Source organism: Agrobacterium fabrum str. C58, assembly GCF_000092025.1.
GTDB classification, from domain to species: Bacteria; Pseudomonadota; Alphaproteobacteria; order Rhizobiales; family Rhizobiaceae; genus Agrobacterium; species Agrobacterium fabrum.
The window spans coordinates 260906-276601 of record NC_003064.2 but is presented as its reverse complement, the minus strand read 5'-3'; the positions used below and the strand labels follow the sequence as shown (position 1 = coordinate 276601).

Genomic DNA, 15696 nt, shown 5'->3' with positions numbered 1-15696 from the left:
GGACAGTTAGCCAGGGCACGACGCGTCTTGGGTCCTCCAACAATGGAACTATGCGTTGGTTCCGAGGTTAGCGGTAAGGCGAAAGCGAGCAGTTTCCAATTTCAATTATGCGGGTGGCGATAACCGTAAATGTTCGGGGGAGAGAGCACAGCCGCCGACTGACGTTACCTGCCCTGTCTAGAAATCATTCCTGTGGAACCCGGAGCGCCCGCGATGGTTTATCGCGCTCCCCCTGAAAAAGGAGAGAAAACATGGAAGACACCCGACACCCTACCCCGCCCTATCCGGAACAACAGCAGGAGCCACCGGGCAAGACAGCCGAGATGAAACCCATCCCGGATCATGGTGAACAGTCCTACGTGGGTGACGGTAAGCTGAAAGGCAGGGTTGCCCTCATCACCGGAGCCGATTCAGGAATTGGCAAGGCTGTCGCCATTGCTTTTGCGCGAGAAGGCGCCGACATCGTCATTTCCTACCTCAACGAGGACGATGACGCCCGCGACACTGCAAAGTGGGTAAAGGAAGCCGGCCAAGGAGCTTTGTTGGTACCCGGCGACATCAAGTCTGAGGAACATTGCAAGAATCTCGTACATCGCGCCGTCAATGAGCTCGGTGCTGTCGACATTCTCGTGAACAACGCAGCGTTCCAGCGAACCTATGACGATATAGCCGACATCACCGCCGAGGAGTGGGACGAAACTTTTCGCACCAACATCTATGCACCTTTCTTCCTGTCGAAAGCGGCCGCTCCCCACATGAAACCGGGTAGCTCGATCATCAACACGACCTCAATTCAGTCGCGGCAGCCCTCGCCTCAACTTCTCGCCTACGCTTCCACAAAGGGCGCGATATCCAACTTCACTGCGGGTCTGGCGGAAATGCTGGCGGAAAAAGGTATTCGCGTGAATGCGGTCGCACCGGGGCCGATCTGGACCCCTCTCATTCCCTCGACCATGCCCGCTGAAAAGGCTGCCAAGTTTGGAGAGAATACCCTCATTGGCCGTGCCGGGCAGCCGGCAGAGCTCGCAGGAGCCTACGTCCTGCTTGCTTCGGATCTGGGAAGCTACATGACGGGAGCCGTCATTCCCGTGACCGGCGGCGAGATCATGATCTGATGCGCACTCGGCCGCCGACCTGGGTCGCCGGCCACCGTCGACTTCATGATAAGCGCGGCCAACGACGGTCGGCGGTGATGAATGGCGCAAGCTGTCCATCGCCGCCGTCTTCACTTGGTTCAGGAGGTCTTGAGCGTGACATGCCCGAGGGAAAATGACGGTCCTTTGAGCGCACTGCAGGCCCGGTTCCACGCGTGAGGTTCAGTTGCAAGCGCGGTATGAAGCCAGGCTAGCGTCACACGTTTGGTTGCTTCGAGTACGTCAGGCAACTCGGTCTCGGTTTCTTTTGCGTCAAGCCCGGCGATGCCACCCAGCCCGTGGCCAGCGCCGTGCAGCATCAAAAGCGCTTCCGCCCCGGGAGCGTCGTGGAAGGCATCGGTATGCCATTCGGAACCGCGGGTCGTAAAATGGGGATTATCCGCATCGCCACAAACCACCAGGCAGCGTGTCACGATCTTTGAAAAATCGAGGTCGAAGAACGGGAACCGGGCGGCGCTTTCGGCGGTCATGTCCTTACCGCCGCGCCCGGGGGCAGCCATCAGAATACCGGCTGAAATCCGAGCATCTGAGAAGTCTTCTCCGTGGAGCTGTGCACCCAACAGCAGGCTCACCGTGTGGCCTCCAAAAGAGTGGCCGGCTGTAGCAATCTTCTGGTGATCCAATCGACCGGCAATTGCGGGCGCCTGGCTTTCAATTTGGGCAAGCTGATCGATGAGGATCCTTATTTCCTCGACCCGGTCCCGCCAGAAGAATGGTGCTCCCGCCGCGTCCGCCGGAAGGCCGCCGACACGGGAACTGGCGTGCGTCGGCTGTATGACCGCAAAGCCGCATTCAGCCCAGAACTGCGCAAGGTGGGCATACCCGTCTTTCGAAGGGATATAGTTCGATGGACCGTACCCATGCGATAACAGGACGATGGGTAACTTAGCACCTGTTGACGGCGCGGTTAGCCTCAGTTCCAGTGGCTGGCGACCATCCATTTGAAGCTTGATCGGGGTATAGGCGACCGTGAGACTGGGTTCAGGCGCAGGGATGTGACGGGCCAAGTCGATCAGATTGTTCATGCTCAGTGTCCTCTGGGTTGGTCTGGATACGGGTCTAGTAAAGTGCTGTCCCCAGGATGGACGATCTCGGCCGGACTCTCTATATTCCGATATCCATTATTCTTTAGCATAAGTCCAGAATCATGACTGATCCCATCGCAGAGGTCGTCTCGCTACTCAAGCCGAGCCCGTCCATTTCAAAGCTCGTCACGGGCGGTGGTCGGTGGCGGGTCGAGCGAACCGAGCTTGGAAGTCCCTTCTATTGCGCGGTCGTCGAAGGGCGATGTCTGCTGACAGTTGCCGGAAAGGCACCGATCGTCTTGACGACCGGTGATTTTGTGCTGGTTCCAGAAATCTTTTCATTCACGATGAGCAGCATCGAACCACCGCCTCGGGGCGCGCTGTTGCAGCGCCTCGAAACCAGTCCCGGCGTGTTCAGACTGGGAGACCCCGACGCGCCGGTCGAAATCAAGGCCATGGTCGGACACTGCCTGTTCGGGTCGGATGACAAGACACTTCTCGTTTCGTTGCTACCGGAGATTATCCACGTTCGCGGCGAGCAACGACTGGCTCTGCTTGTCCAGATGATAAACGATGAAACAGGAGCCGAGCGGACCGCTCGGGAAATGGTGCTTGGCCGATTGCTGGAGGTGCTACTGATCGAGGTGCTCCGTTCGACGGGTGGAGCTTCAGCACCACCCGGTCTTCTGCGCGGAATGGCCGACCCACAATTGGCACCGACGTTGCGGCGAATCCACGAGGACCCCGGTCGAAACATGACGGTGGAGGGCCTGGCGCAATTCGCCGCCATGTCCCGCTCGACCTTCTTTGAACGCTTCCGACGAGAGGTCGGCGTGGCCCCGATGGAATACGCAACAGGCTGGCGCATGGCCTTGGCGAAGGAGCTCCTTAGAAAGGACGTCGCAACAGCCGAGATCGCACAACGGGTTGGCTATGGCTCGGCCAGCGCATTCAGCGTTGCCTTCAGCAGACACGTCGGCCAGACGCCCGGTGCCTATTCAAGGGCAGCCAGCAATGGATGACCGATGCGCCGGTGAGGGAAGCGCTGTAATTCAACCGCAGATCGTGAACTCCTTTTGCTATTAGCTGGTGCCTGCTCTGTGGGTGATCGCCTTTGAGGGTCAGGCAACGACAAGTACGATTTTGCCTTGGAAGCATGCTGTGCTTTTCTCTCTACTCAGCCGGCCACGCATTCACACAGCTCTACAGGCCGCTGCTCGACAAAGTCGGCCTGACTTGTCCGCAGTATCTGGTCATGGTGACACTCTGGCATCGCGATGGCCAGACCGTAAGGGAGCTGGGGAAGACACTGTTCCTCGATTCAAGCACCCTGACACCGCTCCTCAAGCGGCTGGAGGCGGCCGGGCTGATCACCAGGACCCGGAACCGCATTGACGAACGGGAGGTGCTCATTCACCTGACGGAGAAAGGCGGCGCGCTTAGAGCCCGTGCCGCCGATATCATGCGCTGTATCGACGAAGCCGTCGGAGTGGATGCCGAGGCATTGCGAGCGATCAAGCAATCACTCGACACCATACGGGACAAAATCAAGACGTAGCGCCAGCGTGGCCAAGTGAAGCGGTCGAACCCGACACTCGCGATGCTTCCGTAGCAGCTATATAAGGGGTGACGAGCGCGAGCCATCTCACACGAAAGTGGCCGCACGGTCGGAGCGGCCAGTGCCAATAATCAAGCCGCAACCACGGTGCAGGCGTCATAGTTGGCGGTCCATTGCAGCGATGGTCGCTCGCCGCAGCGCTCAATCCAGGCCTTGACCACGTCGCTCTCAGGCGTCGCTGCAGGGCACCAGGCAAAGGGCGAATGCAGCAGCAGATCAACGGCTGTGTATCGCTCTCCCATCAGGTAGGGGCAATCCTTGAGCGCGGTTTCGAGGCGTGCTGCAAGCTCCGCCGGGCTGCGGAAGGTGAAATCCACAAAAGGATGCGAAATCCCGGCTGCCTGCATGATCAGCACAGGTTCGACCACGCCGGCATACCAAGCCAGCCAGCTGAGATACCTACCGCGCTGCGGATCGCCGGCAACAGGCGCCATCTTCTTTTCCGGGAAGAGATCCGTCAGGTACTGAATGATCGCTATGCTCTCCCAGATGACGACGCCGTCATGGTCGAGCAGCGGCACCTTGCCTTCCGGATGCAGGTTCTTTGGATCTTTGCGACCGCTGCCGTCGCCGCGGGTGATGTCGACGATCTTTATCGCGACCTTGTCGATGGCGTCTAGTTCGCGAAGCAGGGTGACAATACGTGTGGAGCGCGAGCGGGGGGCGTGAAAGAGCGTTAGCATAGTCTGGATCCTCGGTTGCGTTTGGCAATGCGGATCTTGTACAGTCCGCCAACTGCCAGTTTCCGTCAGTAGGCTTCATCTATCCTCCAAAGTCATGGCTCGTAGTGATCGTCTGTTCCGCCTGCTCCAGGCGCTTCGCACTCTCCCCTCCCCGGTGACGGCCGCGCGCCTTGCTGAGGAGACCGACGTGTCGTTGCGTTCGCTCTATAGGGACATCGAGAGCTTGCGCGCCGCAGGTGCCGTCATCGATGGCGAGCGCGGCTTCGGCTACAGGCTGACGGAAGACATCGCCTTGCCACCGCAGACGTTCACACGGCTTGAAATCGAAGCCTTGGTGCTGGGCCTTGCAGAGGTGCGGCATATGGGTGAACCGGCTCTCGCTGCGGCCGCAGGCGCCGTGCTTTCGAAGGTCACAGCAACGCTGCCCGACCGACTACAACGCCAAACACTGCATGCCGCCTCCCAGGTTTATCGATTCGAGCGCCGCGACCCGCCGCTCGCCAACGTCGGCCTTCTGCGCGAGGCCTGCTGGCAAGAACGCGCCGTGGTGATAAGCTATGTGGACGCGGAGCAGCGACGGACCGACCGGCAAGTTCTGCCGCTGGCGATCGTCTATCTGGAGAGGACGCTGGTGTTGCTTGCCTGGTGTTGCCTGCGCCAGGATTTCCGCAAGTTCCGCGTCGATCGCATCGCCGACATCAATATGACGGAGGAGAGCTTCCGACCGCGCCGGGTTCAGTTGCTCAGGGACTTCGTTGCCATTCTGAACGCCGGTGCGCCCGAAACATCAAAGATGATATTGGCCAGCCAGTAACCAAAACGACGATACGGCCGGCGTGACCACGTACCGCGGTCGGACTGCTGTTCGAAGATGCAGCAGATCCGAACGGCCGCACTGACGTGCGATGCTGTCATTGCGAGAATGCCTTGTCCCCGTCTTCGCCTTGAAGGTCAGAAGAAGGCAGGGGGATTGCCAAGCTGGCGACGTCAATTTTCAGGCAGAGCATCGGGCCATTGCTGCGCCCCGTGGAGGACACGCAATATCCGCCCTGCCGTCTCCGTCATTGCGTAGGCGGCGACATACGGCGGAACCAGTTCGCGTGTCCCCGCAATCCGGCCAGGACAGCCGCTTTCGGTAAAGTTCTGAAATCAACGGACCGAAGCTAAGATATTGTCATCGACGGCGATGGCGGCGATCGGATTATCGGCCTCAATATGCGTGAATATACCATCGCGATCAGAGGGCGCGAAGGCGGACCAAGTGAGCTTCACTTTTTTAGATAGATACGTCGTCACTCAAAAAAGCTGGCCACATTAAAGTGAACCCATGCAACACGTGAGATTCTCGATAAGCCGAAGCAACGAGCGTGAAGGTGAACCAACGCTAGGCAAGCCGAAACATGCCGGGGAATGAAAAAGGAAGCTGGCTCCAGCTTAGGGAGGTTGATCTGGACCCTTCAACTGGATCAGCTGGCTGAAGTTTTACCGCTTGACCTCCGGGTTGGTGTCTAGCGCGACGGATTATGACGTGCCTAAACAGGCTTCTTCATTTCATTATGCTGTGTCGTCCTCCAGGGGCCGACCTCCACGTACCCAGTTCTCGGTATGCCTGAGGAATTTCACCGGCACCGGCCCTTGAGCGTGAAGCCGCCATTGATATCGTGCCCGAACTATAGCGGCAGCATGTGTATTGAGGAGTACGCGGCCGCTTCCGGGGAGGATATCATGAAGTTTCTGTTGGCCGTTTCGCGCGCCATTGATGCAGCCAATTCAGCCATTGGCAAATGTATTTCCTGGCTGCTTCTTGCTGCCATTTTCATCAGCGCCATCAATGCCGCCATGCGCAAGGCGTTTTCCATGAGCTCAAACGCCTGGCTTGAATCCCAGTGGTATTTGTTCTCCGCCGTGTTTCTGATCGCCGCCGCTTACACACTCCTCAATAATGAGCATGTGAAGGTCGATCTGATTTACGGAGGCCTGCCGCGCAAAGGCCAATTGTGGGTCGACATTCTAGGGACGATCTTTTTTCTCATGCCTTTCTGCCTCATCACGGTCTACCTCTCCTGGCCGGTGTTTCTTCAGAAATTCGCCTCCGGTGAAGTATCGAATAATACGGGCGGCCTCATTCAATGGCCGGTCTGGGCACTGATACCGATCGGCTTCACCCTGCTCTCCTTGCAGGGAGTGTCAGAACTCATCAAGCGCGTCGCCATCCTGCGGGGCGATATTCCTGATCCGGTTGCAGCGGCGGACGCCGAAGCGGCAATGCTCTGATCGAAGGAAAAACAATAATGGCATTCCTTGCGGAAAATCTCGCCCCGATCATGTTCGCGGCGCTCATCATCGTGCTGCTGCTGGGTTATCCGGTGGCCTTTGCACTCGCTTTTGTCGGCTTTTTCTTCGGTTTCATCGGCATTGAACTCGGCCTGCTACCGGCAACCCTGTTTCAGGCCATTCCCGATCGTATATTCGGCCAGATGTCGAACGAGACCTTGCTCGCCATCCCCTTCTTCACCTTCATGGGCCTGATTCTTGAAAAGAGCGGCATGGCGGAAGACCTTTTGGATACGATCGGCCAGTTGTTTGGACCAGTCCGTGGCGGAATTGCCTTTGCGGTGATTTTCGTTGGCGCTATTCTGGCGGCCACCACCGGTGTCGTCGCCGCCTCGGTCATTTCGATGGGCCTCATCTCGCTTCCGATCATGTTGCGTTACGGTTACGACCGTAAAATCGCGGCCGGCACAATCGCTGCTTCCGGCACGTTGGCGCAGATCATACCGCCAAGCCTCGTCTTGATCGTGCTGGCGGACCAGCTCGGTCGCTCGGTGGGTGACATGTACAAAGGCGCCCTCATTCCGGGCCTCATGCTCGTTGGCGCCTACACGCTCTACATCGTCGTGACCTCGATCATCAGCCCGGCAAAAGTACCTGCCCTGCCTTCGGAGGCGCGGACCCTGCGGGGCAGCAAATTACTTTTGAAGGTGATCACTTCGCTGGTGCCGCCGCTCGTCCTGATATTCCTCGTGCTCGGTACGATCTTCCTCGGCATCGCCACACCCACGGAAGGTGGCGCCATGGGTGCGGTGGGCGCCCTCGCCCTTGCGCTTGCCAATCGCAAGCTCAATTTAGGACTCATTCAGCAGTCGCTTTACGCGACGGCAAAACTGTCGTCCTTCGTCCTGCTCATTCTGCTCGGCGCGCGCGTCTTCTCCCTGACTTTCTATGGCGTGAACGGCCATGTCTGGGTCGAGCATCTGATGACTTCGGTTCCGGGCGGCGAAATCGGCTTCCTGATCGTCGCCAATCTGCTGGTCTTCTTCCTAGCCTTCTTTCTCGATTACTTCGAGTTGGCCTTCATTATCATCCCGCTTCTGGCGCCGGTCGCCGATGCGCTTGGCATTGATCTGATCTGGTTCGGCGTCATGCTGGCGGTCAATATGCAGACCTCTTTCATGCACCCGCCCTTTGGTTTTTCGCTGTTCTTTTTACGGTCCGTCGCGCCGACAAGGGCCTACAGGGATCGCATCACCGGACAGACGATCCAGCCGATCACATCGAGCCAGATCTATCTCGGCGCCATTCCCTATCTCTTTATCCAGCTTGCAATGGTCATCATCATCATCGCGTTCCCCGGCATCGTGATGCACTACAAGTCGGGCGCCAAGGTGGCCGATCCTTCCGCCGTTCACATCAACGTACCCATGCCCGGTGCGGGAACCGACGCCGATCCTTTCGCCAACCCGTTCCTCGCGCCCGGCAACACCGCGCCGAGCTTCGGCAAGCCAAGCACACCGTGACAATTGACCGGGCACGCAAGTGCCCGAGCACGTCGCCCGTATTCAACAGGAGGAGGTAAATTATGAAGGATAATCCAGGCCGCAGACAATTCTTGTCGGGCGGTGTGCTTGCGGGGGCGGCTGCGGCTGCGTCGACGCTTGCAACACCTGCCATAGCCCAGTCATCGCCGAGCGTTCGCTGGCGTTTGACGTCAGGTTTTCCGAACAATCTCGACACGATTTACGGCGGTGCCGTTGTCATGGCAAATGCTCTGAGGGCCATGACGGGTGGCAAGTTCGACATCCAGGTCTTTCAGGCCGGAGAGATTGTTCCCGGCGCCCAAGCCATCGATGCCGTGAAGGCCAACACGGTCGAAATTTCTCATACCTGCGGATATTATTTCACAGGCAAGGATCCGACATTCGCCATCGGCTCGACGATCCCCTTCGGTCTGAATGCCCGTCAGCAGAACGCATGGCTTTACCATGGCGGTGGCAACGGGGCTTATAATGAATTCCTGTCCGACTACGGCGTCATCGGCATTCCCGGTGGTGCGACGGGCGCCCAGATGGGCGGCTGGTATCGTAAGGAGATCAAGGGCATCGAGGATATCAAGGGCCTCAAGATGCGTATTGCCGGGGTCGCCGGGCAGGTGCTTGCGAAGCTTGGCGCCGTACCACAGCAGCTTCCCGGCGGCGACATTTATCCGGCACTGGAACGTGGCACCATCGACGCCGCAGAATGGGTCGGCCCCTATGACGACGAAAAACTCGGTTTCTACCAGATCGCGCCCTATTATTATTATCCGGCCTTCTGGGAGGGTGGTCTGACGATCCACTTCTTCGTCAACAAAGATCAATATGCGGCCCTGCCTGACGAATACAAGGCAGCGCTTGATACCGCCTGCAAGGCCGCCAACATCAACATGCAGGCGCTCTACGACGTCAAGAACAAGGATGCGATCCGCTCGCTGGTCTCCAAGGGCACACAGCTTCGTCCGCTGCCCCGGGATGTGCTCGACGCCGCCTACAAGGCAACATTCGAGCTTTACGACGAGTACACGCAGAAATACCCCGCTTGGGCCAAGATTTATCCAGGCTGGAAGACGTTCCGCGACGAGAGCTATGAATGGTTCCGAGTCGCCGAATATACCTACGACAGCTATGGCTATGCGATGCAGACCGCAGGCAAATAAGACGGAGTGACCTACAGCAAGGCCCCGCGGATGGCAACATTTGCGGGGCCTTGCTCTTTTATTTGGCTACGCCTTGATGAGCCCGTGATCTATCGCATAACGAATGAGGCCGGCGGTCGTCGCAATATCCAGTTTCCGCTTGATGTTCTTGCGGTGGGTTTCCATCGTACGCTCGGCGATATCGAGGGCCAGAGCAGCATCGCGGTTGCTTTTTCCCCTGGCAATCAAAAGCAGAACGTCCTGCTCGCGGGTGGTCAGTTCCTTCAGCCTGCCGGTGGAACTCTCCATCAGCACGTCCCGAACGCCTGAGGAGAAATAGGTGCCGCCGGCCGCAACGGTATCGATTGCCGCCACTATTTCCTCCGTAGCCACATCCTTCAGAATATAACCGGCCGCCCCATACATCACCGATGTCGAGATATATTCCCGGCTGTCATGCATCGACAGCATCAGTACCCGGGCGGAAAGCTGTCTTTCCTTGAACAGCTCCAGGGCATCGATGCCATTGATCTGGGGCATGTTGATATCCATCAGCACTACATGGGGTTTTGTGGCGACAGCCGCGTCAATACCCGCCATGGCGGACACCGCGGTTCCGACGACGGCAATATGCTCGTAAGTCTCGAGCACCGCCTTCAACCCGTCGAGGACGAGAGGATGGTTGTCGACAAGAAGAACCCGGATCGGATGACCGGTCACTCCGCAGCCTCCTGCAAACGAGGGCCATGATCCTTCATGGCCGTCATGGGCAGGACCGCCCGCAGGACGGTTCCCTTGGCGGAGCTTTCCACATCGAGCCTGCCGCCGAAATGGGTCATGCGTTCCTGCATGTTTCTGAGACCAAGACCCTTGTCGGCCGGCATCTCGTTCTCTGTTCGCGTGGCCGGAAATCCGCGGCCATTGTCGCTGACGACCATCTGCACCCGCTCATCCCGGCTGGAGAACCTGATGGTGACCCGCGTTGCATCCGAATGACGCTCGATATTGGTGAGCGCCTCTTGTGCGACACGATAAAGGGCGACACGGGCTTCCGGAACGAGCATGTGCTTGAAGGCCACCGATTCCAGCGTCGCAGCGATGCCGGTGCGTTCGGAAAAGCTTGAGATCAGGGCCTCCAAAGCTGCAGTCAGTCCCAGGTCGTCAAGAACGCGGGGACGCAGGTCGTGCGAGATACGACGGACCTCCTTGATCGCCTCGGTCAATGCCGACGCGCCTTTGCCGATCGCCTCCACCGCGCCGACATTATCCGGGGTCACCTTGCGCCGCGCGAGATCAATTGCAAAACGCACGCCGACGAGATTTTGAGAAATGCCGTCATGCAGTTCCCGGGCAATGCGCAGGCGTTCCTCATCCTGGGTATCGATGACCCTCTGCATCAGCTCCTTCAGCCGCCCGTCCGCCAGCCTCTGCTGGCGCAGATTGAGCAGCATGCAGGTGGCAAACACCAGGAGAACAGCGGGAACTGCAAACAGCGCCACGATCAGGAAATTCCATGTGATCGAGTGGCGCAATTCTTCTTTGGCTGCCGCCGTCGCCGCAAAAACGTCATCCAGATAGACACCCGTGCCAATCATCCATCGCCACTTGTCGAGGCCGGCCGCAAACGAAAGCTTGTCGGCGATCTTCCGGGTTGAAGGTTTCTCCCACTTGTACTGGACAAGGCCTCCCCCCTCCTTCGCCTTGACGATCAGGTCATAGATAACCCGATTGCCATCGGGGTCATAGAGATCCAGCCAATTATTACCCGGACGGAAATTTTGCCGCGGATGAACGACATTCAACCCGTCATAGTCATAGACGAAGAAATAACCGTCCGTGCCATAATCAAGGTCCATCAGAATACGCTTGACCTCTTTCTTCGCGGCTTCGTCATCAGGCCCGGCCTTGTCATAAACCGAACGAATCGCGGAAAGGGCAAGATTGGTGAGGTTGAGGAGCTCCGCCTCCTTGGCAGCAAGCATATTTCGTTCGAAAGCGTCGATGCTGGTGCGCGCCAACGTCATTGACTGCCAGGTAATGAGCGCCGTGATGATGATAATGGCAAGAACGAGGGGGCCGATGGCCAATGCAAGGATCTGATTCCTGAGTCTCATGCGGCCCTCCGTCACATTAGCTCTTACTTACCCTCAATTGACAATACTTTATACGGCGAGTCGAGCCTGTCGGACATGATCGTAAGGCGAAATAGAGAAGGAGGTTCGGAAATCTGTAAAGTGAGGAAAAGCGTGACGTACTCCGAATAATCGCACGGCATTTAACCTGCTTCTTGGGCTCGACCGCGCTGAGATAAAACAATTCTCCCTCAGCGGGACAGTTCATCGCAAGGTTCCCACCTCGTCAGCTCTACGGCCATATGTGATCGCTTACATGATATCGCCGGATCGAGTCTGCGGTGGGCGGCTCGGCACGCCGCCTCCTATTCGCGCTCTTGAGAAGGTGCAGCGACAGACTGCAACTTTTCTTCGGAACAATCTCTGGATGGTGAAGTTACCCTTCTTCAGGAGGAGGACCATCCATGACTAACAAAGCCATTTTTGCGGGCGCATTCACCGCCCTGTCGATGTTTTTTTCCACTGCGGCACTGGCGCAGACCGACCTGACGATGTGGTATCACGGCGCGGGCAATGTTGAAGAACGCAAGATTTTGGCCGGCATCATCGAAGACTTCAATTCATCTCAATCAGATTGGCGGGTCTCGCTTCAGGAGTTCCCGCAGAGTGCCTATAACGAATCCGTCACCGCCGCAGCACTTTCCAACAAGCTGCCCGACATTCTGGATGTCGATGGGCCGAACATGCCGAACTGGGCGTGGTCGGGTTATTTGCAGCCACTGCAGATCGATGAGGCAAACCTTGAAAATTTCCTGCCCGGCGCGGTGGGCAAGTGGGGAGACAAGCTCTATTCCGTCGGGCTGTGGGATGCAGCCGTTGCGGTCTTCGCCCGCAAATCGGTTCTCGATGAAAACGGCATTCGCATTCCTACACTGGAACAGCCGTGGACCGGCGAGGAGTTCAATGCGGCGCTCGAGAAAATCGCGGCCGGCGGCAAGTTCGAATATGCCATCGACCTTGGCATGGCTGACAAAACCGAATGGTACAGCTATGCCTTCAGCCCGTTTCTGGAGAGCTTCGGCGGCAGCCTGATCGACAAGAAAGATTATCAAACAGCCGAAAACTTCCTCAACGGCGACAGTGCCGTCAAGTTTGGAGAATGGTGGCAATCTCTGTTCGAGAAGAAGCTGGCACCCGGAACGTCACAATCGCCTGCCGATCATGAAACCGGTTTTCTGGAAGGTCGCCACGCCTTGCAATGGATGGGCAACTGGGTTGCGGTGAAGGCGCTGGAGAAATATGGCGACGACCTGCTGTTCCTGCCTTCGCCGGATTTTGGGCAGGGACCGAAGATCGGTGCCGGATCGTGGCAATTTGGTGTGTCGGCCACTAGCAAGCATCCGCAAGGCGCGTCCGCCTTTATCGAATTCGCCATACAGGACAAATATCTCGCGCAGTTTTCCGATGCGGTCGGCCTCATTCCCGCCACCTCCTCTGCTGCCCAGATGACGAAGAATTACAGGCAGGGCGGCCCGCTCGAAGTTTTCTTCGAACTGTCCAAGCGCCAGGGAACGTTGCGTCCAGTCACGCCGGCTTACGCCTTTATCTCGCCGGTCTTTTCCAAGGCTCTTTCCGACATTGCCAATGGTGCGGATGTTGCCGATACGCTGGACAATGCAACGGATGAGATAAACAACAACATTGAACGCAATTCCGGTTACCAACCCAAATAGGGGTCGTGATCGATGGCGTTCTTTTCTTCAAAGGAGAAACTCACCCGGGACGGCGTCACGGGCTGGCTCATGGCTGCACCGGCCATGGTGCTGATCGGGCTGTTCCTGATCACGCCCTTTCTGCTGGGACTCGGTTTTTCCTTCACCAATCAGCGGCTGACGTCTCCCAATCCTACCGAGTTTGTCGGCGTTGAAAATTACACCCGGCTGCTGGGTATTGGCGTGCTGACGCTCCAACCGGAGAAGGAGGCGGACGGCAGCATCAGCCGGGATGCGGATGGCTCCGTCTCCTATCCGAGAATTCGCAATTTCACCCGCAACAATCCCGACTATCCCCATCTGGAAGGGATGCGGGAATATAAGAGCTTCAACTGGGGCGAGCACCAGATCATCATTCTGGCCAGGGACGTCGTATTCCTGACCGCCCTTGTCAACACGCTTTCCTTCGTGGTCGTCGTCGCGCCTGTTCAGGCTGCACTGGCGCTATTTCTTGCCCTGTTGGTGAACCAGAAGATCCCCGGCGTCACGATTTTCCGAGCGATCTACTTCATGCCTGTCGTGCTGTCAGTGGTGGTGGTGGCGCTGCTCTGGCGGTTCATATACGCAGCTGATAACGGGCTCCTGAACAGCCTCTTGAGTTACATGAGCTTCGGGCTCTTCCAGCCCATCGACTGGCTGGGCAGAACTGACACCGCCTTATGGGCCATTCTGGTGATGTCGGTCTGGCAGGGCGTTGGATTCCACATGGTCATATGGCTCTCCGGCCTGCAAACCATCTCTCCGGATCTTTACGAGGCAGCCGACATTGAAGGGGCGAGCCGCTGGCAGAGGTTCAGCATGATAACCTGGCCGCTGCTGCGCAACACAGCCGTGCTGATTGTCATCGTCATCACCATGCAGGCTTTTGCGCTTTTTGCGCAGATCGATGTGATGACCAAGGGGGGACCTCGCGATTCCACTCAAAGCATCGTCTACCAGGCCGTTGAGCGAGGATACCGACAGCAGGACATCGCAGCAGGCTCCGCAATCTCTGTCGTTCTGTTTCTGCTTGTTCTGTGCATTTCCTTAACTCAGCGATACATGACAAGGGAGAAGCAATGATGCAGGCCGGACAACGCAAGAGCCTCGCTTTTCTCATCGGCAACTATGTGCTCATGCTCGCCTTCGCGGCGATCTTCATTTTGCCGCTATTGTTCATGGGGTTCTCGTCACTGAAACCAAATGACCAATTGCTGAGTGACGCGACGTCGATACGAGCCTTCCTGCCGGTGGGATATCTCTCGCTTGAAAACTATACGGCAGCTTTCGTCCGGGCGCCGATTGCCACCTTCATATTCAATTCGGTTCTGGTCACGGTCGTTACCGTGTTTCTCGCCCTGCTTTTTGGCTCGCTTGCCGCCTTCGCCTTCACCTTTTTGAACTGGCGCGGAAAGGATGTTTTATTCTCGATCATCCTCGCCACTCTCATCATTCCCTTTGAAACAATTGCTGTGCCACTCCTGCTGGAAGTCAACAATCTGCCATGGATTGGCAGCGGTGGATTTACCTGGGGGTGGCTCAACTCCTGGCATGTGCAGATCATTCCGTGGATCGCAGACGGGCTGACGATTTTCCTCTTCGTGCAATATTTCAAGGATCTGCCGAAGGAATTGCTGGAGGCGGCGCGCATTGATGGCGCCAGCTGGCTGCGGATTTATACCCAGGTGGTGATGCCGCTCAGCGGCCCGGTCATCGCGACGGCGGCGATCCTGAAGTTTCTCGTCATGTACAGCCAGCAATACCTATGGCCGCTTCTCGTTACCCAGTCCGAGGCATACAGGCCCGTAATGGTGGGGCTGCAATATTTCTTCCAGCTCAACACGCCCTGGGGTGAAGTCATGGCCTATCTCACCATCATCACCCTGCCAGTGCTGATCTTTTATCTGTGCTTGCAGAGACTGTTCATCTCCAGTATCGCGGCGAGTGGGATAAAGGGATAGCATCTAAGCCTGCACAGTATGTCGGGCACGATCTCCACAAGTCCTTTTTTGCCCGGTATTTCAAACTGCCGGCCGGACCCTGAACCAGATCGCATGTGAACGCACTCCAATCGTTACCGGCACAAGGCGGTTTTAGCGATGGGGACGGAGGCGTGAGGCTGACAGTCTTCAACCATGCTTTTCGTCGCTAATGCGGATGCCAGTGGTGGGGGTCTTGAACCAATTCGGACCCCAGACTGGTAGTTCACTAACCGCAAATCACTGAACATTCTTGCTCTTCACCTTCACCGTATCAATATCGAGGTCCGGCGTGGACATGTCTGGTGGGATAACGGGCTTCAGCCGATCGCGTGAATCCGGTCCACCGGCACCCGGTCGTGAGCCTGAACTCCATATCGCGATCAGCCCGACCGATGAGGTCACCTGAGGGGTCGAACAGTTGCTGGACCGGATGAACGAACTCCCCTTCCCGCCGGTCGCG

The 15696-nt window shown here is 57.5% G+C and carries 14 protein-coding genes and 1 pseudogene; 10 read left to right on the top strand and 5 right to left on the bottom strand.

Annotation, left to right across the window (positions count from 1 at the left end):
• Positions 1-251 precede the first annotated feature (251 nt).
• A complete protein-coding gene (locus tag ATU_RS25230; RefSeq protein ID WP_169539103.1) occupies positions 252-1115 on the top strand; it encodes an SDR family oxidoreductase in 864 nt (287 codons plus the stop codon).
• A gap of 119 nt (positions 1116-1234) precedes the next feature.
• On the opposite strand, the gene ATU_RS25225 is transcribed toward ATU_RS25230, so the two are convergent.
• On the bottom strand, positions 1235-2179 hold the full coding sequence (locus tag ATU_RS25225; RefSeq protein WP_010974534.1) for an alpha/beta hydrolase family protein: 945 nt from the start codon (positions 2177-2179) through the stop codon (positions 1235-1237).
• Between the two features lie 122 nt (positions 2180-2301).
• Between ATU_RS25225 and ATU_RS25220 the strand changes: the two genes are divergently transcribed.
• Both ATU_RS25220 and ATU_RS25215 read left to right on the top strand, forming a co-directional pair.
• A complete protein-coding gene (locus ATU_RS25220; protein ID WP_010974533.1) occupies positions 2302-3201 on the top strand; it encodes an AraC family transcriptional regulator in 900 nt (299 codons plus the stop codon).
• 134 nt (positions 3202-3335) lie between these two features.
• Entirely contained in the window at positions 3336-3737 is a 402-nt protein-coding gene (locus ATU_RS25215; protein WP_046033418.1) for a MarR family winged helix-turn-helix transcriptional regulator, read from the top strand.
• A gap of 131 nt (positions 3738-3868) precedes the next feature.
• On the opposite strand, the gene ATU_RS25210 is transcribed toward ATU_RS25215, so the two are convergent.
• Entirely contained in the window at positions 3869-4480 is a 612-nt protein-coding gene (locus ATU_RS25210; RefSeq protein WP_010974531.1) for a glutathione S-transferase family protein, read from the bottom strand.
• A gap of 94 nt (positions 4481-4574) precedes the next feature.
• Here ATU_RS25210 and ATU_RS25205 point away from each other — a divergent pair, with 94 nt between their 5' ends.
• A complete protein-coding gene (locus ATU_RS25205) occupies positions 4575-5294 on the top strand; it encodes a helix-turn-helix transcriptional regulator (RefSeq protein ID WP_006315869.1) in 720 nt (239 codons plus the stop codon).
• A 173-nt stretch (positions 5295-5467) separates the two neighbouring features.
• On the opposite strand, the pseudogene ATU_RS26820 reads toward ATU_RS25205, so the two are convergent.
• A pseudogene (locus ATU_RS26820) lies at positions 5468-5752 on the bottom strand (type II toxin-antitoxin system RelE/ParE family toxin).
• 453 nt (positions 5753-6205) lie between these two features.
• Between ATU_RS26820 and ATU_RS25200 the strand changes: the two are divergent.
• From ATU_RS25200 to ATU_RS25190, 3 genes are all read left to right on the top strand, one after another.
• Entirely contained in the window at positions 6206-6754 is a 549-nt protein-coding gene (locus tag ATU_RS25200) for a TRAP transporter small permease subunit (RefSeq protein ID WP_010974529.1), read from the top strand.
• A gap of 14 nt (positions 6755-6768) precedes the next feature.
• The gene (locus tag ATU_RS25195; protein ID WP_046033417.1) at positions 6769-8277 is read left to right on the top strand and encodes a TRAP transporter large permease; all 1509 of its coding nucleotides are present in this window, start codon (positions 6769-6771) and stop codon (positions 8275-8277) included.
• A gap of 62 nt (positions 8278-8339) precedes the next feature.
• Complete coding sequence (locus ATU_RS25190; protein WP_010974527.1) at positions 8340-9452, top strand: TRAP transporter substrate-binding protein; 1113 nt, start codon at positions 8340-8342, stop codon at positions 9450-9452.
• Positions 9453-9518: 66 nt separating this feature from the next.
• On the opposite strand, the gene mctR is transcribed toward ATU_RS25190, so the two are convergent.
• Both mctR and mctS read right to left on the bottom strand, forming a co-directional pair.
• Entirely contained in the window at positions 9519-10151 is a 633-nt protein-coding gene (mctR, locus tag ATU_RS25185) for a two-component system response regulator MctR (RefSeq protein WP_010974526.1), read from the bottom strand.
• Entirely contained in the window at positions 10148-11545 is a 1398-nt protein-coding gene (mctS, locus tag ATU_RS25180; RefSeq protein ID WP_010974525.1) for a two-component system sensor histidine kinase MctS, read from the bottom strand. The genes mctR and mctS overlap by 4 nt, the downstream gene beginning before the upstream one ends.
• Positions 11546-11967: 422 nt before the next feature.
• Here mctS and ATU_RS25175 point away from each other — a divergent pair, with 422 nt between their 5' ends.
• The 3 genes from ATU_RS25175 to ATU_RS25165 are packed head-to-tail and all read left to right on the top strand — an operon-like array spanning position 11968 to position 15215.
• On the top strand, positions 11968-13236 hold the full coding sequence (locus ATU_RS25175; RefSeq protein WP_010974524.1) for a sugar ABC transporter substrate-binding protein: 1269 nt from the start codon (positions 11968-11970) through the stop codon (positions 13234-13236).
• 12 nt (positions 13237-13248) lie between these two features.
• On the top strand, positions 13249-14337 hold the full coding sequence (locus tag ATU_RS25170) for a carbohydrate ABC transporter permease (protein ID WP_006315886.1): 1089 nt from the start codon (positions 13249-13251) through the stop codon (positions 14335-14337).
• Positions 14334-15215, top strand: a complete 882-nt coding sequence (locus ATU_RS25165) for a carbohydrate ABC transporter permease (protein ID WP_010974523.1) — start codon at positions 14334-14336, stop codon at positions 15213-15215. The genes ATU_RS25170 and ATU_RS25165 overlap by 4 nt, the downstream gene beginning before the upstream one ends.
• The last annotated feature ends 481 nt before the right edge of the window (positions 15216-15696 follow it).